The 20,246-nt window shown below is 73.8% G+C and carries 21 protein-coding genes and 1 tRNA gene; 18 read left to right on the top strand and 4 right to left on the bottom strand.

What is annotated here, in order from left to right; translation table 11 throughout:
• The first annotated feature begins 640 nt into the window (after positions 1 to 640).
• The 3 genes from Q6969_RS04880 to Q6969_RS04870 all read left to right on the top strand — a co-directional run bounded on the left by Q6969_RS04880 (position 641) and on the right by Q6969_RS04870 (position 3,380).
• A complete protein-coding gene (locus Q6969_RS04880; RefSeq protein WP_396335513.1) occupies positions 641 to 1,462 on the top strand; it encodes an ABC transporter ATP-binding protein in 822 nt (273 codons plus the stop codon).
• A complete protein-coding gene (locus tag Q6969_RS04875) occupies positions 1,438 to 3,009 on the top strand; it encodes an ABC transporter permease (RefSeq protein ID WP_317229427.1) in 1,572 nt (523 codons plus the stop codon). Before Q6969_RS04880 ends, Q6969_RS04875 begins: the two co-directional genes overlap by 25 nt.
• Before the next feature lie 83 nt (positions 3,010 to 3,092).
• A complete protein-coding gene (locus tag Q6969_RS04870; protein ID WP_094115571.1) occupies positions 3,093 to 3,380 on the top strand; it encodes a DUF3039 domain-containing protein in 288 nt (95 codons plus the stop codon).
• A gap of 39 nt (positions 3,381 to 3,419) precedes the next feature.
• On the opposite strand, the gene Q6969_RS04865 is transcribed toward Q6969_RS04870, so the two are convergent.
• Positions 3,420 to 4,733 (bottom strand): nicotinate phosphoribosyltransferase, encoded by a 1,314-nt coding sequence (locus tag Q6969_RS04865; protein WP_317229426.1) that lies wholly within the window; start codon positions 4,731 to 4,733, stop codon positions 3,420 to 3,422.
• Between the two features lie 91 nt (positions 4,734 to 4,824).
• Here Q6969_RS04865 and Q6969_RS04860 point away from each other — a divergent pair, with 91 nt between their 5' ends.
• From Q6969_RS04860 to Q6969_RS04840, 5 genes are all read left to right on the top strand, one after another.
• The gene (locus tag Q6969_RS04860; RefSeq protein WP_317229425.1) at positions 4,825 to 6,288 is read left to right on the top strand and encodes a cryptochrome/photolyase family protein; all 1,464 of its coding nucleotides are present in this window, start codon (positions 4,825 to 4,827) and stop codon (positions 6,286 to 6,288) included.
• 70 nt (positions 6,289 to 6,358) lie between these two features.
• Positions 6,359 to 7,255 carry a glutamate racemase gene (gene murI, locus Q6969_RS04855; RefSeq protein WP_317229424.1) on the top strand — a complete coding sequence of 299 codons (897 nt, stop codon included), beginning with the start codon at positions 6,359 to 6,361 and terminating at the stop codon, positions 7,253 to 7,255.
• Positions 7,252 to 7,989 (top strand): ribonuclease PH, encoded by a 738-nt coding sequence (gene rph, locus Q6969_RS04850; protein WP_104289042.1) that lies wholly within the window; start codon positions 7,252 to 7,254, stop codon positions 7,987 to 7,989. The genes murI and rph overlap by 4 nt, the downstream gene beginning before the upstream one ends.
• 10 nt (positions 7,990 to 7,999) lie before the next feature.
• On the top strand, positions 8,000 to 8,608 hold the full coding sequence (gene rdgB, locus Q6969_RS04845) for an RdgB/HAM1 family non-canonical purine NTP pyrophosphatase (protein WP_317229423.1): 609 nt from the start codon (positions 8,000 to 8,002) through the stop codon (positions 8,606 to 8,608).
• A 90-nt stretch (positions 8,609 to 8,698) separates the two neighbouring features.
• Complete coding sequence (locus tag Q6969_RS04840; RefSeq protein ID WP_317229422.1) at positions 8,699 to 9,616, top strand: cation diffusion facilitator family transporter; 918 nt, start codon at positions 8,699 to 8,701, stop codon at positions 9,614 to 9,616.
• Between the two features lie 93 nt (positions 9,617 to 9,709).
• On the opposite strand, the gene Q6969_RS04835 is transcribed toward Q6969_RS04840, so the two are convergent.
• Both Q6969_RS04835 and Q6969_RS04830 read right to left on the bottom strand, forming a co-directional pair.
• Entirely contained in the window at positions 9,710 to 10,438 is a 729-nt protein-coding gene (locus Q6969_RS04835; RefSeq protein WP_317229421.1) for a VTT domain-containing protein, read from the bottom strand.
• A 144-nt stretch (positions 10,439 to 10,582) separates the two neighbouring features.
• Positions 10,583 to 10,664 (bottom strand) — tRNA-Leu (locus tag Q6969_RS04830).
• Positions 10,665 to 10,696: 32 nt separating this feature from the next.
• Here Q6969_RS04830 and xylB point away from each other — a divergent pair.
• The 8 genes from xylB to Q6969_RS04790 all read left to right on the top strand — a co-directional run bounded on the left by xylB (position 10,697) and on the right by Q6969_RS04790 (position 16,859).
• Complete coding sequence (gene xylB / locus Q6969_RS04825) at positions 10,697 to 12,130, top strand: xylulokinase (RefSeq protein ID WP_317229420.1); 1,434 nt, start codon at positions 10,697 to 10,699, stop codon at positions 12,128 to 12,130.
• 69 nt (positions 12,131 to 12,199) lie between these two features.
• Entirely contained in the window at positions 12,200 to 13,435 is a 1,236-nt protein-coding gene (locus Q6969_RS04820) for an ATPase, T2SS/T4P/T4SS family (protein ID WP_317229419.1), read from the top strand.
• A complete protein-coding gene (locus Q6969_RS04815; RefSeq protein ID WP_317229418.1) occupies positions 13,432 to 14,295 on the top strand; it encodes a type II secretion system F family protein in 864 nt (287 codons plus the stop codon). The genes Q6969_RS04820 and Q6969_RS04815 overlap by 4 nt, the downstream gene beginning before the upstream one ends.
• Positions 14,292 to 15,242 (top strand): type II secretion system F family protein, encoded by a 951-nt coding sequence (locus Q6969_RS04810; protein WP_317229417.1) that lies wholly within the window; start codon positions 14,292 to 14,294, stop codon positions 15,240 to 15,242. The genes Q6969_RS04815 and Q6969_RS04810 overlap by 4 nt, the downstream gene beginning before the upstream one ends.
• 76 nt (positions 15,243 to 15,318) lie before the next feature.
• A complete protein-coding gene (locus Q6969_RS04805; protein WP_317229416.1) occupies positions 15,319 to 15,513 on the top strand; it encodes a hypothetical protein in 195 nt (64 codons plus the stop codon).
• Complete coding sequence (locus Q6969_RS04800) at positions 15,513 to 15,890, top strand: TadE/TadG family type IV pilus assembly protein (RefSeq protein ID WP_317229415.1); 378 nt, start codon at positions 15,513 to 15,515, stop codon at positions 15,888 to 15,890. Before Q6969_RS04805 ends, Q6969_RS04800 begins: the two co-directional genes overlap by 1 nt.
• On the top strand, positions 15,865 to 16,320 hold the full coding sequence (locus Q6969_RS04795; RefSeq protein ID WP_317229414.1) for a hypothetical protein: 456 nt from the start codon (positions 15,865 to 15,867) through the stop codon (positions 16,318 to 16,320). The genes Q6969_RS04800 and Q6969_RS04795 overlap by 26 nt, the downstream gene beginning before the upstream one ends.
• Before the next feature lie 50 nt (positions 16,321 to 16,370).
• Positions 16,371 to 16,859 carry a pilus assembly protein TadG-related protein gene (locus Q6969_RS04790; protein WP_317229413.1) on the top strand — a complete coding sequence of 163 codons (489 nt, stop codon included), beginning with the start codon at positions 16,371 to 16,373 and terminating at the stop codon, positions 16,857 to 16,859.
• Between the two features lie 39 nt (positions 16,860 to 16,898).
• Here Q6969_RS04790 and Q6969_RS04785 read toward each other — a convergent pair whose 3' ends face one another.
• The gene (locus Q6969_RS04785; RefSeq protein WP_317229412.1) at positions 16,899 to 18,206 is read right to left on the bottom strand and encodes an MFS transporter; all 1,308 of its coding nucleotides are present in this window, start codon (positions 18,204 to 18,206) and stop codon (positions 16,899 to 16,901) included.
• 75 nt (positions 18,207 to 18,281) lie between these two features.
• Here Q6969_RS04785 and prfB point away from each other — a divergent pair, with 75 nt between their 5' ends.
• Both prfB and ftsE read left to right on the top strand, forming a co-directional pair.
• Positions 18,282 to 19,385 carry a peptide chain release factor 2 gene (gene prfB / locus Q6969_RS04780; RefSeq protein WP_317229411.1) on the top strand — a complete coding sequence of 368 codons (1,104 nt, stop codon included), beginning with the start codon at positions 18,282 to 18,284 and terminating at the stop codon, positions 19,383 to 19,385.
• 75 nt (positions 19,386 to 19,460) lie between these two features.
• Positions 19,461 to 20,246 (top strand): cell division ATP-binding protein FtsE (gene ftsE / locus Q6969_RS04775; RefSeq protein ID WP_317229410.1); only part of this gene is annotated, 786 nt, incomplete at its 3' end.

Below are 20,246 nucleotides of genomic sequence, written 5' to 3'. Positions count from 1 at the left end.
TCGACCGCCCCGCGTGCGGCGCCGCACGCGGGTGCAGCGGCCGGCGGGGAGCGCCGGGGAGGTCCCGGCCGCCGACGCGGCGGGCTCGGCAGCAGCGTCCGACGCGGGCGTTCCCGCTCCTGACGCCCAGGACGCGATCGACGACGGCTCCGATGACCGTGCGCCGGATCCCGGGTCCTCCACGGACGCCGCTGACGAGGCCGTCGCGCCGGTCGGCACGGAGCGCTCCGACGAGGCCCCCGAGGACGGCGTCGCCGAGCTGCAGGGGCTGTTCTCCCAGGCTGCCGACGCCGCCCCTGAGGCCGACCCCGACCCCGACGCCGCCGCCGAGCTCCCGGAGCGTGGGGAGGACGTGGAGTCGCGCCCCGCCGCGGATCCCGGATCCGACACGGAGACCGGCGCCGGGTCGGAGGGCGGCACGCAGGACGAGGCGGATGCGGCGCCCGTCGCGGATGCAGAGCCCGCTTCCCCTGGACCGACCGCGGCGGAGCCCGCTGCTGCGGAATCCGACGCCGATGACGACCCGGAGGCCGACGAGGTCGACGCCGAGCCCGAGGTCGAGCCCGCGCCGCCCCGCGCGGTCACCGTGCGGACCGACAGCCTCACCGCACCGCGCCCGACGCGTCCCGATCTCCCCGGGGTGCGGGAGACCGCGCTGACCCCGTCCGTCCGCGGCGACCGCGCCGCGGCTCCGGAGCTGGGGGAGGACGTCCTCGTCATCCAGGGCCTCACCAAGAGGTTCGACGAGAAGGTCGCCGTCGACGACATCGCGCTCACGGTGCGCGCCGGGTCGTTCTACGGCATCGTCGGCCCCAACGGCGCCGGCAAGACCACGACCATGTCGATGGTGACCGGCCTGCTGCGTCCTGACGGCGGCACCGTGACCGTCAACGGGATCGACGTGTGGCGCGACCCGCTCGCCGCCAAGCGCAGCATCGGCGTCCTGCCCGATCGGCTCCGCCTCTTCGACCGCCTCACCGGCGCGCAGCTCCTGCACTACTCCGGGGCGCTCCGCGGGCTCGACGACGCGGAGATCCGCAGCCGCGCGGCCGACCTCATCGAGGCCTTCGGCCTGGAGGACGCCGTCGGCCGGCTCGTCACCGACTACTCCGCCGGCATGGCGAAGAAGGTCGCGCTCGCCTGCGCTATGATCCACTCGCCGCGCATGCTCGTGCTCGACGAGCCGTTCGAGTCGGTCGACCCCGTCTCGGCGGCGAACGTCGTCGAGATCCTGCAGGACTACGTGGCGCACGGCGGCACCGTCGTGCTGTCGAGCCACGGCATGGACTTCATCCAGCGGATATGCGACCACGTGGCGATCATCGTCAACGGCCGGGTGCTGGCCGCGGGCACGATGGACGAGGTCCGGGCGGGACGCTCCCTCGAGGAGCGGTTCGTGGCGCTGGCCGGCGGTCGTCGCACGGCGGAGGGGTTCTCGTGGTTGCACTCGTTCTCCGACTGAGGCTCGCCCTCCTCGCCAACGCCTTCCGCCGCAGCCCCTGGCAGGTGCTCGGCATCGTCGCCGCCGGCGTGTACGGGATCCTCGTCACGGTGCTCGCGGTCGGGGCTCTCGCCGGCCTCCGCGATGCGGACGTCGACTCGGCCCGCGACGTCGTCGTGGCCGGGGGCTCCCTCGTCGTCCTCGGGGCCCTCCTGGTGCCCCTGGTCCTCGGATCCGAGGACGCCATGGACCCTCGGCGCTTCGCGCCGTACGGCATCGAGCCGCGGCGCCTCGCCCTGGCGCTGGGGGTCGCCGCCCTGGCCAGCGTGCCGGGCGTCGTGCTCGTCGTGGTCGCGATGACCACCGTCGTCACCTGGTCCCGGGATCCGGTCACGGGGGTCGTCGCCGTGGTCGCCGCCCTGGCCGCCGTCGTCACCTGCGTGCTCGTCGCGCGCATCGCCACCGTGCTCGCCGGCGTGCTGCTCAGCACGCGCCGGGCGCGGGAGGCGACGGGCCTCGCCGCGGGCCTCGTCGCCGTGCTGCTGGTGCCCGCCGTGGTCGCGCTCGCGCAGGCCGACCTCCTCGACGACGGGCTCCGACCCGCCCGCGGGATCCTGGGCATCCTCGCCTGGACCCCCATCGGCGCGGCCTGGGCCGCACCGGCGGCCGCGGTCGCGGGCGACGCGGGACCCGCCGCGGGCATGCTCCTCGTCGCCCTCCTGTCGGCGGCGCTGCTGGCGCTCGCCTGGCTGCGCCTGGTCCCGTGGGCGCTCACCGCGCCGGACCGCACGGGCGGCGGTCCCGCCCGGTCCGGCCTCGGCTGGTTCGGCCGGTTCGGCGCCTCGCCCACCGGCGCGGTGGCCGCTCGGAGCGTCACGTACTGGATCCGCGACCCGCGCTACCGCGCGACCCTCGTGCTGATCCCCGTGCTCCCGCTCGTGCTCCTCGTGCCCCTGGTCATCGTCGACGTGGACGCGCACGTGCTCGCGCTGGTGCCCCTTCCCGTGATGGCGCTGTTCCTCGGCTGGAGCGTGCACAACGACACCGCGCACGACCACACCGCGGTCTGGCTGCACGTGGTGTCCGGCATCCGCGGGGTCGCGGACCGCATCGGGCGCATCGTGCCGGTCCTCGCCATCGGCGTTCCGCTCATCGCGATCGGCGCGCCGCTCAGCGCGCTCGGGTTCGGCGACGCATCCGTGCTGCCGTCCGTGATCGGCGTCAGCGCGGGGGTCCTGCTCATCGGCGTGGGGCTCTCCTCGCTCTTCTCCGCGCGGTTCCCGTATCCCGCCTCGCGCCCCGGGGACAGCCCGTTCCACGCGCCGCAGACGTCGGGGGCCGGCGGCTCCACGGTCCCCACGCTCACCTTCATCGCCACCGTCGTGCTCGCGCTGCCGTCCGCCTGGCTCGGCGGACTGGGCCTCGCGCACGGGGGCGCGTACCCGGCATGGTCGCTCGTCGTCGGGCTCGGCATCGGCCTGGTGACGCTCGTCGCGGGGGTCGCGGGCGGCGGCCGCGTATTCGAGCGCCGGGGTCCCGAGCTGCTGGCCTTCGCGCAGCGGCACTGACCCGCGGGGCACGACGGGCCGTGGAATCGGCTGCGTCCACCCGCTCCGCGGGTTCCGGCGCACGGGAAAAGTACACTGGGCGGATGGTCATCCTCAGCATCGAACAGGACCCCGGCCGACCCGCGCAGGGCGGCGGCACCGACACCCTCGACCGCGAGCTCGAGGAGCTCCTCGAGCAGGAGACGATCGAGCCCGGCGATCACGAGCGCTTCTCGCACTACGTGAAGAAGGACAAGATCCTCGAGTCCGCGCTCAGCGGCAAGCCCGTCAAGGCGCTCTGCGGGAAGAAGTGGCTGCCCGGCCGCGATCCCGAGAAGTTCCCCGTCTGCCCCGACTGCAAGCGCATCTACGAGCGCATGAAGGACGAGTAGGCGGCTCCTGCGCTCCGCGGCGGGCCTGCGCGATGCGGCTCAGACGGAGCCCTGCTCCGTCGGGAGCGCGGGGTCGCCCGCGCGCAGCCGGAACGCCTGCACCGGCAGGTCGCGAACGACGCGGGCATGGTGCTCGCGCGCCGCGGACGTGCCCGCCCGGCCCATCCACCGGGCGTCGGGCTGCCCGTCCTCGGCCAGCGTGACGAGGAGGTCGCGGTCGCCGGGGAGCGGTTCCGGGTGCGGTCCGACCGTCACGAGCTCCGCCGTCGCGGTGCCCTGGGCGTCGTGCCGCCGCAGCGCCCCCTTGAGGCCCCCGCGGCTCTGCTTCCCGGTGGACCGCTTCGCGACGGGCACCCACTCGCCCTGCCCGCCGGCATCGCGGTGCGCGACCAGCTTGAACACCATGCCCGCGGCGGGAGCGCCGGATCCGGTCACGAGCGACGTGCCGACACCGTACGAGTCCACCGGGGACGCGGCCAGGCCGGCGATGCCGTGCTCATCGAGGTCGTTCGTGACGGTGATCCGCGTGCCCGTCGCTCCGAGCGCGTCGAGCTGGGCACGCACCTCGCCCACCAGCACCGGCAGGTCGCCGGAGTCGAGCCGGACGGCGCCGAGGCCCGTCCCGGCGACCCGGACCGCGGTCTCCACGCCCTCGCGGACGTCGTAGGTGTCGACGAGGAGCGTCGTCCCCGCGCCGAGCGCCGCTACCTGCGCCTGGAAGGCCTGCTCCTCCGTGTCGTGCAGCAGGGTGAAGGAGTGGGCGGCCGTCCCCATCGTGGGGACGCCCCAGGTGCGACCCGCCTCGAGGTTCGAGGTCGCGCTGAAGCCCGCCACGTACGCGGCGCGTGCGGCGGCGACCGCCGACCGCTCGCCGGTCCGCCGCGAGCCCATCTCGGCGAGGGGGCGCCCGCCGGCGACCTGCACCATGCGGGCGGCGGCGCTGGCGACCGCGCTGTCGTAGTTGAGCACGCTGAGGACGAGGGTCTCGAGGATCACCCCGTCGGCGAACGGCGCCTCGATCGTGAGCAGCGGAGAGCCCGGGAAGTAGACCTCGCCCTCGCGGTAGCCCGTGATCCGCCCGCGGAAGCGGTAGTCGGCGAGCCAGGCGAGGGCCTCCTCGCCCACGACGCGCTCGGACCGCAGGTACTCGAGCTCGTCGTCCCCGAAGCGGAAGTCGCGGATGAGCTCCAGCAGCCGTCCCGTGCCCGCGACGACGCCGAACCGCCGGCCGGTGGGGAGGCGCCGCGCGAAGCACTCGAAGACGCACTCGCGGTCGTGGGTGCCGGCCTTCAAGGCGGCGTCCAGCATGGTGAGCTCGTAGCGGTCGGTGAGGAGGGAGGTCGCCTGGTGCACGCGTCCAGCCTAGGGCGGCGCTCGTCGGCCGGCCCGATCCGCCTGGCGCACGCCCCGGACGCGTGACGGGGGTCCCGCCTAGGGTCGCACCATGCAGCGCACCCGATGGATCCTCGCCGACCAGCTGGGCGACCACTTCGACGACGGCGGGCCGATGCTGCTCATCGAGTCGCGCGGCCTGCTCGCGCGGCGGCCCTACCACCGGGCCAAGGCGCACCTCATCCTGTCCGGCATCCGGCACCGCGCCCGTGCGCTGGGAGACCGGGTCGAGTTCCACCAGGTCGACCACTACCGCGACGTCGTGGCCGACCGGCGCGACCTCGAGGTCGTCGATCCCACATCCCGCGGCCTGCGGCGCCTCGTCGCCGACATCGGCGCCGAGGTGCTGCCGAGCCGCGGCTTCGTCACCAGCGAGCAGGAGTTCGCCGAGTGGATGGCGGGGCGCACCTCGAACCGGCTCGTCATGGAGGACTTCTACCGGTGGTCCCGGGCGCGCACGGGCATCCTCATGGACGGCGACGACCCGGTCGGCGGGCGCTGGAACTTCGACCACGACAACCGGGAGAGGCCGCCGCGCGGCGCCACGACGCTGGGGCTGCCGGAGCCGTGGTGGCCGGAGGAGGACGACATCGATGCCGAGGTCCGCGCCGACCTCGACCGCTGGGAGCGCGAGGGCGTCGTGCACCTCGTGGGGGAGGACGGACCCCGGCGCTTCGCCGTGACGCCGGAGGAGGGACGCGCCGCGCTCGACGACTTCGTGGCCAGCCGGCTCAACGACTTCGGGCCGTTCGAGGACGCGTCCCTCTCGGGCGACTGGACCATGGCCCACTCCCTCCTCAGCGCGACCATGAACATGGGCGTGCTGGATCCCGCGGACGTCATCGAGCGCATCGTCGCCGAGCACGCGGCGGGTCGGGCCCCCATCCAGAGCGTCGAGGGAATCGTGCGGCAGATCATGGGCTGGCGCGACTACGTGTGGCACCTCTACTGGGCCTTCGACGAGGACTACGCGTCCGAGAACCGCCTCGACGCGCACCGCGGGGTGCCGACCGCGCTGCAGCGCCTCGACGCCTCCGGCATCGAGGCGGCGTGCCTCGCGCACGTGGTCGACAAGGTGCGCACGTACGGCTGGGCGCATCACATCGAGCGGCTCATGATCCTCGGCAACCTCGCGCTCCAGCGCGGCTACGACCCGAAGGCCATGAACGACTGGTTCATCGACTCCTTCGTCGACGGCACGCCGTGGGTCATGCCCGCGAACGTCGTCGGCATGGCGCTGCACGCCGACGGCGGCCGCATGGCGACGAAGCCGTACGCCGCCGGCGGCGCGTACATCGACCGCATGACCGACCACTGCTCCGGCTGCCCGTTCGACCCCAAGGTGCGGGTCGGCCCGACGGCGTGCCCCTACACGGCGGGGTACTGGTGGTTCCTCGACCGCAACCGCGACCGCCTGCAGGGCAACGCGCGCATGAACCAGCCGCTCGCCGGGCTGAGGCGGCTGAAGGACCTGCCGGAGCTCCTCGCCCAGGAGGATGCGCGGCGATCGCTGTGACCGGGCGGCCCGTCGCGGGTGACGGCCGCCCTCGGGCTCCGCAGCAGGGGCCCGCCGGTAGGCTGACGGGATGAGCGACGCGCCGATCGGGATCTTCGACTCCGGCGTCGGCGGCCTCACCGTCGCCCGCGCCGTCGCGACCCTCCTGCCGCGCGAGTCGATCATCTACATCGGCGACACCGCGCACACCCCCTACGGCGACAAGCCCATCGCCGACGTCCGCCGCTACGCGCTCGCGGTCCTCGACGACCTCGTGGAGCGCGGGGTGAAGATGCTGGTCATCGCGTGCAACACCGCGTCGGCCGCCATGCTCCGGGACGCCCGGGAGCGCTACGACATCCCGGTCGTCGAGGTCATCCAGCCCGCCGTCCGCACGGCGGTCAGCGTCACCCGCAACCATCGAGTCGGCGTCATCGCGACCCACGCCACGGTCACGAGCCGGGCCTACGACGACGCCTTCGCCGCCGCACCGCACCTCGCCCTGACCTCCGCGGAGGCGCCGCGCTTCGTCGAGTTCGTGGAGCGCGGCGAGACGTCGGGCCCCGAGCTGATGGCGGCGGCGGAGGAGTACCTCGCGCCCCTGCGCGCCGCCGGCGTCGACACGCTGGTCCTCGGCTGCACCCACTACCCGTTCCTCGAGGGTGCGATCTCGCTGCTCATGGGCCCGGACGTGACGCTCGTCTCGAGCGACACCGAGACCGCCAAGGACGTCTACCGGGAGCTCGTGTCCGCGGGCCTCGAGCGGCGGACGGACGCTCCGCCGGTCATCCGCTACGAGGCCACCGGCGGCAGCGCGTCCGACTTCGAGACGCTCGCGCACCGCATGCTCGGCGCCGGCGTCTCGCACGTGGAGCTCGTCGAGACGGGCGCCATCCCCCTTCCCCGCCGGATGCGGACGGACGCGGCGACGCCTCCGGACGCCGTCGGCACCCCGTCCACCCCCGATCCGAGCCGAGGCCGCACATGACCGACGACACCACCCGCCACGACGGCCGCGCCGCCGACCAGCTGCGCGAGATCAGCATCGAGAGGAACTGGAGCGAGCAGGCCGAGGGATCCGCCCTCATCTCCTTCGGGCGCACGCGCGTCCTCTGCACCGCCTCCTTCACGAACCGCGTCCCGCGCTGGAAGGCCGGCAGCGGCCAGGGCTGGGTCACCGCCGAGTACGCCATGCTCCCGCGCGCCACGAACGAGCGCATGGACCGCGAGGCCGTGAAGGGCAAGGTCGGCGGCCGCACGCACGAGATCTCGCGCCTCATCGGCCGGAGCCTCCGCGCCGTCGTCGACATGAAGGCGCTCGGCGAGAACACGATCGTCATCGACTGCGACGTCCTGCAGGCCGACGGCGGCACCCGGACCGCGGCCATCACGGGCGCCTACGTCGCGCTGGCGGATGCGCTGGAGTGGGGCCGCGAGCGGAAGTTCATCGCCCAGCGCGCCACGCCGCTGAAGGACAGCGTCGCGGCGGTCTCCGTGGGCATCGTCGACGGGAAGCCCCTGCTCGACCTGGCCTACGTCGAGGACGTGCGCGCCGAGACCGACATGAACGTCGTCATGACGGGCAGCGGCTCCTTCGTCGAGGTTCAGGGCACCGCCGAGGGCGCGCCCTTCGACCGCGCGGAGCTCGACGCCCTGCTGGACCTCGCGCTCGGGGGCGGCACCACGCTCACCGCGCTGCAGGCCCAGGCCCTCGGGCGCTGAGGAGCGCCCGGTGATCCCGCTCGTCCTGGCCACGCACAACGCCCACAAGGTGGAGGAGCTCCGCCGGATCCTCGGATCCCGCCTCGCCGGCATCGACCTCGTCGCCTACGACGGTCCCGAGCCCGTGGAGGACGGGATCACCTTCGAGGAGAACGCGCTCGTGAAGGCGCGTGCCGCGGCTCTCCACACGGGGCGGGCGGCCCTCGCCGACGACTCCGGGATCGCCGTCGACGTCCTCGGCGGATCGCCCGGCATCTTCTCGGCGCGCTGGGCGGGCCCGGCGCGCGACAGCGTGAAGAACCTCGAGCTCCTGCTCTGGCAGCTGGGCGACGTGCCGGACGGGCATCGCGGCGCGCGGTTCGTCTGCGCCGCGGCGCTCGTCGTGCCGACGGCGGAGGGCCTGGTCGAGCGGACCGCGACGGGCGTGTGGGAGGGGACCGTGCTCCGCGAGGTGCAGGGCGACGGCGGATTCGGGTACGACCCGGTGTTCCGCCCGGCGACCGGGGGAGCGAGCGCCGCGGCACTCGACGCGGACGAGAAGAACCGCGTCAGCCACCGTGCGCGGGCGTTCGACGCGATCATGCCGGTCGTCCGTCGGGAGCTCCTCGGCGAGGGCTGAGGGCCCGTCCCCGACCTCGTGAGAGCGGGAGTCGTTCCCGACTGCGGCGCCGGGTGGATCGGCGCGCTCGCGGGCCCGTACGGTGGACGCATGGGCCACGGCACGCACGATCACGGCGCGGCCACGACCGACCGTCGGCGCCTGGTCATCGCCATCGCGATCACCGCCACGGTCCTGTTGGTCGAGGTGGTGGGAGCCCTCGTCTCCGGCTCGCTCGCCCTGCTCGCCGACGCCGGTCACATGACCAGCGATCTGCTCGGCCTCGGCATCGCGCTCGTCGCGACGATCGTCGCCGCGCGCCCGGCCACCGACCGCCACACCTTCGGATTCCAGCGCGGCGAGGTGCTCGGCGCCCTCGTGAACGGCCTGATCCTGCTGGGCGTCGCCGTCTACGTGGCGGTGCACGGCGTCGAGCGGCTGCTCGCACCGGAGGGGCCGGAGGTCGATGCCGGCATCATGCTCCTCGCGGCCGGCATCGGGCTCGTCGCCAACGTGGTCGCCCTGCTGGTCCTCCGCGGGGGAGCGGGGACGTCCATCAACCTGCGCGGCGCGTACCTCGAGGTGCTGGGCGACGCGTTCGGGTCGGTCGCGACCATCGCCGCCGGCATCGTGATCGCGCTCACCGGGTTCGGCCGCGCGGACGCCGTCGCCTCGCTCGTGATCGCGGCGCTCATCGTGCCGCGCGCGGTGATCCTGCTCCGTGACGTGGTGCACGTCCTCTCCGAGTCGACGCCCGCCGGCACGGAGCCCGAGCGGATCCGGGCGCACCTGCTGGAGACGCCCGGCGTGACCGCTGTCCACGACGTGCACGTCTGGGCCATCACCTCCGGTTCGCCGGTCTTCACCGCGCACGTCGTGGTGGAGCAGGAGGTGTTCCGCGAGGGTCGCACGGGCGAGCTGCTCGACCGGCTGGCCGGCTGCCTCGACGACCACTTCGACGTGGAGCACAGCACGTTCCAGCTGGAGCCCGAGGAGCACGCCGGGCACGAGCACCGGCACCACGTCTGACGGCGCGGGTCCGCTGCCGCCGACCGGTCCACGGGGCGTGCGACGCATCGCCGTCCGCCGCGCCCGCGATCGCGACCCGGATCGGTACGCGCCTCAGCGGCGCGGGTCGTTCGAGGGGTCCTGGTCGAAGTTCTCCGGCGCGAGGGCGAGGTCCTGGCCGTCGTGGGCGACTCCGGCCGCCTCCTCGTCGCGGGCGTGCTTGCGGGCGCGGAGGAAGTGGATCGCCGTGGGCACGAGCGTCACGAAGACCGCACCGAGGAGCACGTAGTCGATGTAGTGCGTGACGAAGTCGCGGATGGGCGGGAAGCCGTTCAGCAGGTTGCCGAGCCAGGTGAGGCCGGCGCCCCAGATGACGGCGCCGACGGCGTTGTAGAACGAGTACTTCCGGTAGTCCATGTGCCCGACGCCTGCGGCGATGGGCGCGAAGGTGCGGACGATCGGCACGAAGCGCGCCGCGATGACGGCGAGGCCGCCGAAGCGGGCGAAGAACGCGTTCGTGCGGACGACGTTCTGCCGGCTGAAGATGCCGGAGTCCTTGCGCTCGAAGACCTTCGGTCCCGCCTTGTGGCCGATCAGGTAGCCGACCTCGCCTCCGGCGAAGGCCGAGAACGCGATGGCGAGACAGATCCACCAGATGTCGATCCCCGTGATGCCGGGCAGGGTCAGCCCCGCGATGACGAGGAGGGTGTCGCCGGGGAAGAGGAAGCCGAAGAGCAGGCCCGTCTCGGCGAAGATGATGAGGCAGATCCCGATGAGGGCGAATCCCCCGAACGACTCGATGAGGGTCGTCGAGTCGAGGAAGTCGAAGAGCAGGGGATGCACGTGGGGCTCCAGTCGTGGTGGGTCGCGGGGCGCGCGGAAGCGACCTGCGGCCAGCACAGGATATCGCCAGCGGCCCGGATCCCGCCGTGATGCGCGCACCCCCGGTCGAGGGGTGCTCGACGGTCGACGCGGCGTGACGGTCGGTGCGGGAGAAGGGACTTGAACCCTCACGCTCGAAAGCACAGGAACCTAAATCCTGCGTGTCTACCGATTCCACCACTCCCGCGGGTGCCCGCCCAGCTTAGGACGCCCCCTAATATGTTGATCGTGACAACGAAGACACTCGTAGCAGGCATCGACTCCTCCACGCAGAGCTGCAAGGTGGTCGTCCGCGACCTCGACTCGGGCGCCCTGGTGCGCTCCGGCCGCGCGTCCCACCCCGACGGCACGGAGGTGGATCCCGCAGCGTGGTGGGACGCCCTCCTCGCGGCCGTCGCCGACGCCGGAGGCCTCGACGACGTCGCCGCCGTCTCGGTCGGCGGCCAGCAGCACGGCATGGTCTGCCTCGACGAGCAGGGCGCGGTCGTCCGCGACGCGCTCCTCTGGAACGACACCCGCTCCGCGCAGGCCGCCGCCGACCTCCGGGAGGAGCTGGGCGCCGACGCCTGGGCGAGCGCCACGGGCGTCGTCCCCGTGGCCTCCTTCACCGCCACGAAGCTCCGCTGGCTCCGCGACGCCGAGCCCGAGAACGCGGCCCGCGTCGCCGCCGTCGCCCTCCCGCACGACTGGCTCACCTGGCGCCTCGTCGGCCACGGCGTCGGATCCCCGGACCTCGCCGCCCTCGCCACGGACCGCTCCGACGCGAGCGGCACCGCGTACTGGTCGAGCGTCACCGGGGAGTACCGCCTCGACCTGCTCGAGCGCGCGCTCGGCCGCGCGGTCGGCCTCCCGCGCGTCCTCGGCCCGGGGGAGTCCGCGGGCGTCACGGGAGACGGCATCCCCGGCGTCCCGGCCGGCATCCCGGTCGGCCCCGGCGCGGGAGACAACGCCGCCGCCGCGCTCGGTCTCGGCGCGGTGCCGGGCGACGTGGTCGTCTCCATCGGCACGTCGGGCACGGTGTTCGCCGTCACGGCGGATCCCATCACCGACGCCTCCGGTACGGTCGCGGGCTTCGCGGACGCCACGGGCAACTTCCTCCCGCTCATCGCGACCCTCAACGCGGCCCGCGTGCTCGACGGCGGCGCGCGCCTCCTCGGCGTCGACCACGGACGCCTGTCCGAGCTCGCGCTCGAGGCGCCCGCGGGATCGGACGGCCTCGTGCTCCTCCCGTACTTCGAGGGCGAGCGCACGCCGAACCTGCCCGACGCGACCGCGTCGCTGCACGGCATGACCCTCCGCAACTCGACGCCGGCGACCATGGCCCGCGCGCACGTCGAGGGCATGCTGTGCGGCCTGGCCGACGGCCTCGACGCCATCACGCGCCAGGGCGTGCGCGTGGAGCGCGTGCTCCTCATCGGCGGCGGGGCGAAGAGCCGCGCCGTCCGCGAGATCGCGCCGACCGTCTTCGGCGTCCCCATCCACGTGCCGGACGCGGGCGAGTTCGTCGCCGACGGCGCTGCGAAGCAGGCCGCGTGGATCCTCACGGGCAGCGTCCCGGAGTGGCCCCTCGCGGGCGACGAGGTCTTCGACGCCCCGGGCGTGCCCGCGGTGCGCCAGGCGTACGCGGCGGCGAAGGCGGAGCTGGGGTACTGACCCCGAGCCGCCCGCGGGGCGCGTCCCCTGTGGACGGGATCCGCGGCGACCGCCCCTGATCAGCATCCTGTGCGGGTGCAGACGCGGACGCCCCTCGACACCATCGCCGGTCGGGTGCGGGAGCGCCTGCGCGACGACGGGGCGTCGCCCGACCCCGGCGGCACCGCGGCCATCGTCCGCGAGGAGGTGCGCCGGTTCGCCGAGCAGGCGCTCGGCTCCGACTCCCGCCTCCTCGACGACGAGGCAGCCACCGAACGGCAGGTGCTCGCGCGCATCACGGGCTTCGGCGCCCTGCAGCCCCTCCTCGACGACGACTCGATCGAGGAGATCTGGATCAACGCCCCCACCCGCGTGTTCGTCGCGCGCTCGGGCGTCCCGGAGCTGACGCCGCTCGTCCTGTCGGAGGCGGAGGTGCGGGACCTCGTCGAGCGGATGCTGCAGTCCTCCGGGCGTCGCGTCGACCTCTCGACCCCCTTCGTCGACGCGTCGCTGCCCGACGGGTCGCGCCTGCACGTCGTCATCCCCGACGTCACGCGGCAGCACTGGGCGGTCAACATCCGCAAGTTCTCGCGGCGCATCCGGGACCTCGAGCACCTCGTCGCGCTCGGCAGCCTGCCGCCCCAGGCGGCCGACTTCCTGCGCATGAGCGTGCGCGCGGGCCTCTCCATCGTCGTCAGCGGGGCGACGCACACGGGCAAGACCACGATGATCGACGCGCTCCTCGCCTCGGCGCGCACGTCGGACCGCATCGTGACGGTGGAGGAGACCTTCGAGCTGGATCCCGCGGGCCGCGACGTGGTCGCGCTGCAGTGCCGGCAGCCGAGCCTCGAGGGCTCGGGCGAGATCACGCTCCGGCGCCTCATCAAGGAGGCGCTGCGCATGCGACCCGATCGCCTGGTGGTCGGCGAGGTGCGCGAGGCCGAGTGCCTCGACCTCCTCATCGCGCTCAACTCGGGGGTCCCCGGGATGTGCTCGATCCACGCGAACAGCGCGCGGGAGGCGCTCGTGAAGCTGTGCACGCTGCCGCTGCTGGCGGGGCGCAACATCGACGCGGCGTTCGTCGTGCCCACGGTCGCGACGTCGGTCGACCTGGTGGTCCACCTCGAGGTCCGTTCGTCGGGTGCCCGACGCGTCGTCGAGATCCTCGCGCCGGGCGGGCGGAACAGCGGCATGGTCATCGAGGCCAGCTCCGTGTTCGCCCTCGAGGACGGCGTCCTCACCGCCACGGGTGGTCAGCCCGCGCACCTGGCCAAGTACCGGGCGGCGGGGCTGGATCCGCTCCGGATCCTCGTGGGGGCCGCGTGAGCGTCGCGCTCGGCCTCGCGCTCGGTGCCGGGATCGTCCTCCTCCTGGCGCCGCGCCTGTGGCCGGTGGTCGAGGGACGGCCGCATCCCGGGCGCGGACCGACCGCCCGCATCCACGACCGCCTGACCCACGCGGGCCTGCCCCAGGTGTCGGTCAGCGCGTTCCTCGCCCTCTCGGCGCTCGTCGGCATCGCCGCGGGAGCGCTGGTGGAGGCAGTCCTCCGCGTGGACGGTGCCGCGCTCGCCGCCGCCGGGACGGGTCTCGTGCTCCCGTGGGCCGTCGTGGGTGCGCGCTCCTCCGCCCGCCGGCGGGCCCATCGCGCGGTGTGGCCCGATGTCGTAGATCATCTCGTCAGCGCCGTCCGGGCGGGCCTCGGGCTGCCGGACGCGGTGGCGTCGCTCTCGGTGGCGGGCCCCGCCGTGCTCCGTCCGGCGTTCCAGGAGTTCGCCGCCGTCCACCGCACCACGGGCAGCTTCGCCGTCGCGCTCGACGAGCTGAAGGAGCGGCTGGCCGATCCCACCGCCGACCGCATCCTGGAGACGCTGCGGATGGCGCGCGAGGTCGGCGGCACGCAGCTCCCGGACGTGCTCCGCGGCCTCGCCCGCTTCCTGCGGGAGGAGGCCGCGATCCGCAGCGAGGCCGAGGCGCGGCAGTCCTGGGTCGTCAACGCGGCCAAGCTCGGCGTCGCGGCGCCGTGGATCATCCTGGCGCTCCTGTCCACGCGTCCGGAGGCCGCGACCGCCTACGACACGGCGCCGGGGACCGTCGTCATCGTCGTGGGGCTCGTCGTCTCCGCGGTCGCCTACCGCGCGATGCTCGCCCTCGGACGACTGCCCGAGGACCGCAGGTGGTTCGCGTGATCGCCGCCGAGCCGTGGGGTGCCCTGCTCGGGCTCGTCGCCGGCATGGGCGCCTGGACCATGATGGGCGCCGTCCCGCGCTTCCGCCGTGCCCGACTGCTGGACCGCGTGGCGCCCCACGTCCTCGACGTCTCGGAGGGCGCCCGACGGCACCTCGCGCTCACGACGGTGCATCCGCTGCCGGTGCTGGGCACGCTCGGCGCCCCTGCCGTCGTCCCCGTGCGCCGGGCGCTCGCGCGCGTGCTCGGCGGCACCGAGCGGATCGAGAGGCTGCTCGGCCAGTCCGGATCCGAGGAGGACGTGGAGCGGCACCGCTCGCGCCAGCTCGTCGCGCTGGTCCTGGGGACGTCGACCGGTGTCCTGGTCGTCGCCCTCGTGGGTGGCGCCGCCCTCACCTCCGGGAGCCTGCCGCCGGCTCAGCTGGTCGCCGTGCCGGTGGTGGCCGCCGTCACCGGCCTGGTCGCGTGCGACTCCGCGCTGGACCGGAGGGCACGGCGCCGGGTGGCGCGGATCTCCGCGGAGCTGCCGACGGTCCTGGAGTTCCTGGCGCTCAGCCTCGCCGCCGGCGAGGGCCTGCTGGACGCCCTGCGCCGGGTCGCCCGCGTCGGCTCGGGTGAGCTCGCGGGCGAGCTGGGTCGCGTCGTCGCCGACGTGGGCACGGGCATCGCCGTCGCCCGCGCGTTCGAGGACCTGGCCCGGAGGCTCGCCCTCCCGCCCGTGTCCCGCCTCGTCGACCAGCTGGCCGGCTCCCTGGAGCGGGGCACGCCCTTGGCGGAGGTCCTGCGCGCGCAGGCGCAGGACGTCCGCGAGGTCGCCAAGCGGGACCTCCTCGAGAGCGCCGGCCGCAAGGAGGTGGCCATGCTCGTCCCGCTGGTCTTCCTGATCCTGCCGCTCACGATCCTCTTCGCGCTCTTCCCCGGCGTCCTCGTGCTGCAGCTCGGGCTGTAGGACGACCGGGACCGACCGACGCACCATCCGACCGCCGACCGGGACGCCCGGGATCGGCACGAGCGAGAGGCACGACATGACCGACCGACGAGCAGCCAGGCCCTGGGACACGACATCCCGACGCGGATGGGAGGACGACCGCGGCGACGTGCCTGGGTGGGTCCTCATCACGCTGATGACGGCGGGGCTCGTCATCATCCTGTGGGGCGTGGCGGGTCCGCTCCTGCAGAACGTGTTCACGCAGGCCATCGACCGCGTCACGTCGTTCTGATGCGCGACGACCGGGGCTCGGCACCCGCCGAGTTCGTCATGGTCGGAGCCCTGCTCGTCGTCCTCGCGCTGTCGGTGGTCCAGCTGGCGCTGGCGCTGCACGTTCGGACCACCGTCCTCGACGCGGCCGCCGAGGGCGCGCGCACCGCGGCACTGGCCGGGGCCACGCGGGCCGACGGCGTGGAGCGGACCCGCGAGCTGATCACGACGGCCGTGGGCGCGCGCTACGCCGAGGACGTGAGCGCGGGCGGCGGCACCTCCCTCGGCCATGCCGTCGTGAGTGTCACCGTGCGGACCACGCTGCCCCTCGTGGGGCTCGTCGGCATCGACCACGGGATGGAGGTCGTCGGTCATGCGGCTGTCGAGCGACTGGGCTGACGAGCGCGGGTCCGCGGCGCTGGAGTTCATCACGGCGGGGGTGCTGCTGCTCGTGCCCCTCGTGTACCTCGTCGTGGCGCTCTCGGCGATCCAGGGCGCGGCGCTCGGCACCGAGGGCGCGGCGCGGCAGGCGGTCCGCGCATTCGTGCGCGCCGCCGACGACGTCGCCGGACGCCGGGAGGCGCGGTCCGCGGTGGACGTGGCGCTCGCCGACCACGGTGTCGCGCCCGACGGCATCGCGCTCGACATCACCTGCTCCCCGGATCCGCTCCGCTGCCATGCGCGGCGATCGCGGGTGCACGTCACCGTCCGCGTCGCGGCGGACCTGCCGCTCGCCCCGCCCGTCGCGGGTCCCGACGCGCCGGGCTCGATCGCCGTCCACGGGGATGCGGAGGAACGGGTCTCCGCCTTCGTCCCCGGAGGCCGGTGAGCGGCGCGGCGACCCGTCGGGAGCGGGGAGGCCCGGAGCGCCCGCGGACCGTGGTCGACGGGGACGCGGGGTCGGTCCTGCCGCTCGTGATCGCCGCCTGCGCACTCGGCCTGGCCGTGATCCTCATGGTGTCGGCGGCGTCGTCCCTCTACCTCGAGCGCGTCCGGCTCTTCTCCGTGGCCGATGCCGCGGCGCTCGCCGGGGCCGAGTCGTTCGACGTCGACTCCGTCGGCGGTGGTCCGGCGGATGCCGTCGACGACGGACGCATCGCTCTCCCGCCGCTGACCGACGCGGGCGTCGCCGCAGCGGTGGCCCGCTACCTGGCCGAGCAGTCCGTCGAGGGGCTCCGCGACCTGCGCGTCGACGGGGCCACGTCCCCCGACGGCCGGAGCGCCCGCGTCGCGCTGTCCGCCCGCTGGGTGCCGCCCGTCGCCTCGCTGCTTGCGCCCGAGGGCATCCGCATCACCGTCACGAGCACCGCCCGGAGCGTGCTCGTCGGTCCGGGTGCGGCGACGCCCGGTCCCGCGGGTGGGGGATGAGCGGCCCCGCCCCGGAGGCCCTCCGCGTGGGGGAGGCCCTCAGGCGGCCAGCCGCGGCTTCCGCGGGACGTACCGCGGCACGTAGCGGATCAGGATGCCGGCGCCGATGAGCCCCAGCACGCCCATCACGCCGCTGGCCGCCGCGAGCGACGTGACGGAGGTGAGCGCGGCGATGAGGAGCGGGGACGCGGCGCTGCCGGCGTCGCCCGTGAAGCGCCAGGCACCGAGGAAGGGGGCCGGGTCCTCGCGCGGGGCGAGGTCGGCGCCGAGCGTCATGAGGATGCCGGAGCCCACGCCGTTCGCGACCGACATGAACATGGCGACGCCGATGAACCACTGGACGGCCGTGGGGAGGTCGGGGGTGAGGGCGAGCACCAGGTAGCCGAGGCCGAGGCCGACCATCGACGGGACGGCGCTCCACAGGCGGCCGAAGCGGTCCATGATCTGGCCGCTTGCGTAGAACAGGGCGAAGTCCACGCCGCCCGCGATGCCGATGATGAGCGCCGTGTTCGCGTCCGAGATGCCGATGCTCACGGCCCACAGGGGGAGGAGGACCCCACGGCCCGCGCGCATCGACCCGATGAGGGCGGCGCCGGATCCGAGCTTCACGAGCACGCCCTTGAAGCGCCAGAGCGTCCGCAGGAGGCCCGCCGACTCGCGGGCCGGGGGAGCGGTGCCGGCGGCGGCGGCGACCGAGTCGTCGTCCTGCGGCTCGCCGGCCGTCGCGGGGGCCGCGCTCTGCAGGTCGGCCGCGCGGTTGCGGCGCACGACGTCCATCGGGTCGGGCAGGACGAGCAGCGTCACGGCGGCCGCGAGGCACGCGACGATGTGGATCACGAACGCGGACTGCGACGCCCCCGTCAGGTGGATCACGCCGGCGGCGAGGAACGGCCCCACGAAGTAGCCGGCGCGGAAGGTGCCGCCGAGGGTCGAGAGGGCGCGAGCGCGGTACGCCTGCGGCACGAAGCTCGTCATGAACGCGTGCCGCGCGAGGGCGAACACCGCGGTCGAGACGCCGATGAGGAAGACGCCGACGCCGAGCACGAGCGGGTTCGGCGCGAGGAGGCAGAGCACGAGGCCGCCGATGGAGACGAAGGCCGCGCCGATCATGGCCGTCCGCTCGCCGATCCGGCTCACCACGGCGCCGCTCGGGATGTCACCCACGAGCTCGCCGAGCATGATCATGCCGCCGATGAACGCGGCGATCGCGAGGGAGGCGCCGAGGCTGCCGGCGACGATCGGGATGATGGGGATGATCGCGCCCTCGCCGATGGAGAACAGGAGCGCGGGCAGCAGCGCCGGGAGGGCGACCGAGCGCAGGGAGAAGGGGGGCTCGGGCGTCGACATCGCGTCCGACCCTACTCGCGCCGGGGCCCGCGTCCGGGCGGTCCCTGCGGGCCGGACGGTAGGCTGGGCGGCACCATGATCGACCAGGACTTCTCTTCGCGGATCACAGAATTGCGCGACACCTACTCCAACATCCGCTCCGTCGTCGGCGTCGAGCGCCTGCAGCAGGAGGTCGAGGAGCTGAGCGCCCAGGCGGGCGAGCCCGACCTCTGGGACGACACCGAGAAGGCCCAGAAGGTCACGAGCGACCTGAGCCACCGCCAGTCCGAGCTGAAGCGCATCGACGAGCTGCAGCGCCGCCTCGACGACCTCGACGTGCTGGTCGAGATGGCCAAGGACGACGAGGAATCCGCCGAGGAGGCGGTCGTCGAGCTCGACGGCATCACCAAGATCATGGACGAGCTCGAGGTGCAGACGCTCCTCAACGGCGAGTTCGATCCGCGCCCCGCGGTCGTCACGATCCGCGCGGGCGCCGGCGGCGTCGACGCGGCCGACTTCGCCGAGATGCTCATGCGCATGTACCTGCGCTGGGCCGAGCAGCACGACTACCGCGCCACCGTGCTCGACACCTCCTACGCGGAGGAGGCGGGCATCAAGTCGGCGACCTTCGAGATCGACGCGCCCTACGCCTTCGGGACGCTGTCGGTCGAGGCCGGCACGCACCGCCTCGTGCGCATGAGCCCCTTCAACTCGGCCGGCAAGCGCCAGACGTCGTTCGCGGCCGTCGAGGTCGTGCCCCTCATCGAGCAGACCGAGTCGATCGAGATCCCCGAGAACGACATGCGGGTCGACGTCTTCCGCTCGTCCGGCCCCGGCGGCCAGTCGGTCAACACCACGGACTCGGCGGTGCGCATCACCCACCTCCCCACCGGCATCGTCGTGACCTGCCAGAACGAGAAGAGCCAGATCCAGAACCGCGCCGCGGCCCTCCGCGTGCTGCAGTCGCGCCTGCTCCTCGTGCAGCGCGAGCAGGAGGCGGCCACCAAGAAGGAGCTCGCCGGCAACATCACGGCGAGCTGGGGCGACCAGATGCGCAGCTACGTCCTCGCGCCGTATCAGATGGTCAAGGACCTCCGCACCGAGCACGAGGTCAACAACCCGTCGAACGTCTTCGACGGCGACCTCGACGGCTTCATCTCCGCGGGGATCCGCTGGAGGAAGTCGCCCGACCGCGCCTGAGAGAGTGCGGGGGAGTGCTCCCCGCGGTGAGTCGATGCGGCGATCAGGGGGTCGGGTGCCTAGGGTCGTACCGACATGATCAGGTTCGACCACGTATCCAAGGTGTATCCCGGCAACCCCCGACCGGCGCTGAGCTCCGTCGACCTCGAGATCCTCCGGGGGGAGTTCGTCTTCCTCGTCGGCGCGTCCGGGTCCGGCAAGTCCAGCTTCCTGCGTCTCGTGCTCAAGGAGGACCGGCCCACGAAGGGCACGATCCACGTCCTGGGCCAGCAGCTGAACCAGCTGTCGAGCCGCAAGGTCCCCTACTACCGGCGGAGCCTCGGGGTGGTGTTCCAGGACTTCCGTCTGCTCCCCAACAAGTCCGTGTTCGACAACGTCGCCTTCACGCTCCAGGTGATCGGCAAGTCGCGCGGCTTCATCCAGGAGGCCGTCCCCGACGTGCTCGCCATGGTGGGCCTGCAGGGCAAGGAGCAGCGGCTCCCGCACGAGCTCTCCGGCGGCGAGCAGCAGCGCGTCGCCATCGCGCGTGCCGTGGTCAACAAGCCCGCCGTGCTCCTCGCCGACGAGCCCACCGGCAACCTCGACCCGCTGACCAGCGCCGGCATCATGCAGGTGCTCGAGCGGATCAACGCCAACGGCACCACGGTCATCATGGCCACCCACGACTCCGGCATCGTCGACCAGATGCAGAAGCGCGTCATCGAGCTGATCGGCGGCGAGGTCGTGCGCGACGAGCTGGGCGGCCAGTACCAGACGTCCGCGATCGACCTGCCCCGTACGGCGGAGAACCCCGTCGGCGTCAACCCCGAGCACCCGCCGGTCGCCGCGCCGACGCCGGTGTTCGTGCCCGCCGCGCCCCTG

The sequence above is a fragment of the Clavibacter sp. MX14-G9D genome, assembly GCF_032917815.1.
Taxonomy (GTDB): domain Bacteria; phylum Actinomycetota; class Actinomycetes; order Actinomycetales; family Microbacteriaceae; genus Clavibacter; species Clavibacter michiganensis_K.
This window is presented reverse-complemented; position numbering and strand designations above follow the sequence as displayed.

Excerpts from the sequence above, each read along its gene's own strand:
- Q6969_RS04870 (WP_094115571.1), top strand. The coding sequence starts at position 3,093 with ATGGTCATCCTCAGCATCGAACAGGACCCCGGCCGACCCGCGCAGGGC.
- Q6969_RS04860 (WP_317229425.1), top strand. The coding sequence starts at position 4,825 with ATGCAGCGCACCCGATGGATCCTCGCCGACCAGCTGGGCGACCACTTC.
- murI (WP_317229424.1), top strand. The coding sequence starts at position 6,359 with ATGAGCGACGCGCCGATCGGGATCTTCGACTCCGGCGTCGGCGGCCTC.
- rph (WP_104289042.1), top strand. The coding sequence starts at position 7,252 with ATGACCGACGACACCACCCGCCACGACGGCCGCGCCGCCGACCAGCTG.
- Q6969_RS04840 (WP_317229422.1), top strand. The coding sequence starts at position 8,699 with ATGGGCCACGGCACGCACGATCACGGCGCGGCCACGACCGACCGTCGG.
- xylB (WP_317229420.1), top strand. The coding sequence starts at position 10,697 with ATGTTGATCGTGACAACGAAGACACTCGTAGCAGGCATCGACTCCTCC.
- Q6969_RS04805 (WP_317229416.1), top strand. The coding sequence starts at position 15,319 with ATGACCGACCGACGAGCAGCCAGGCCCTGGGACACGACATCCCGACGC.
- Q6969_RS04800 (WP_317229415.1), top strand. The coding sequence starts at position 15,513 with ATGCGCGACGACCGGGGCTCGGCACCCGCCGAGTTCGTCATGGTCGGA.
- Q6969_RS04795 (WP_317229414.1), top strand. The coding sequence starts at position 15,865 with ATGCGGCTGTCGAGCGACTGGGCTGACGAGCGCGGGTCCGCGGCGCTG.
- Q6969_RS04785 (WP_317229412.1), bottom strand. The coding sequence starts at position 18,206 with ATGTCGACGCCCGAGCCCCCCTTCTCCCTGCGCTCGGTCGCCCTCCCG.
- prfB (WP_317229411.1), top strand. The coding sequence starts at position 18,282 with ATGATCGACCAGGACTTCTCTTCGCGGATCACAGAATTGCGCGACACC.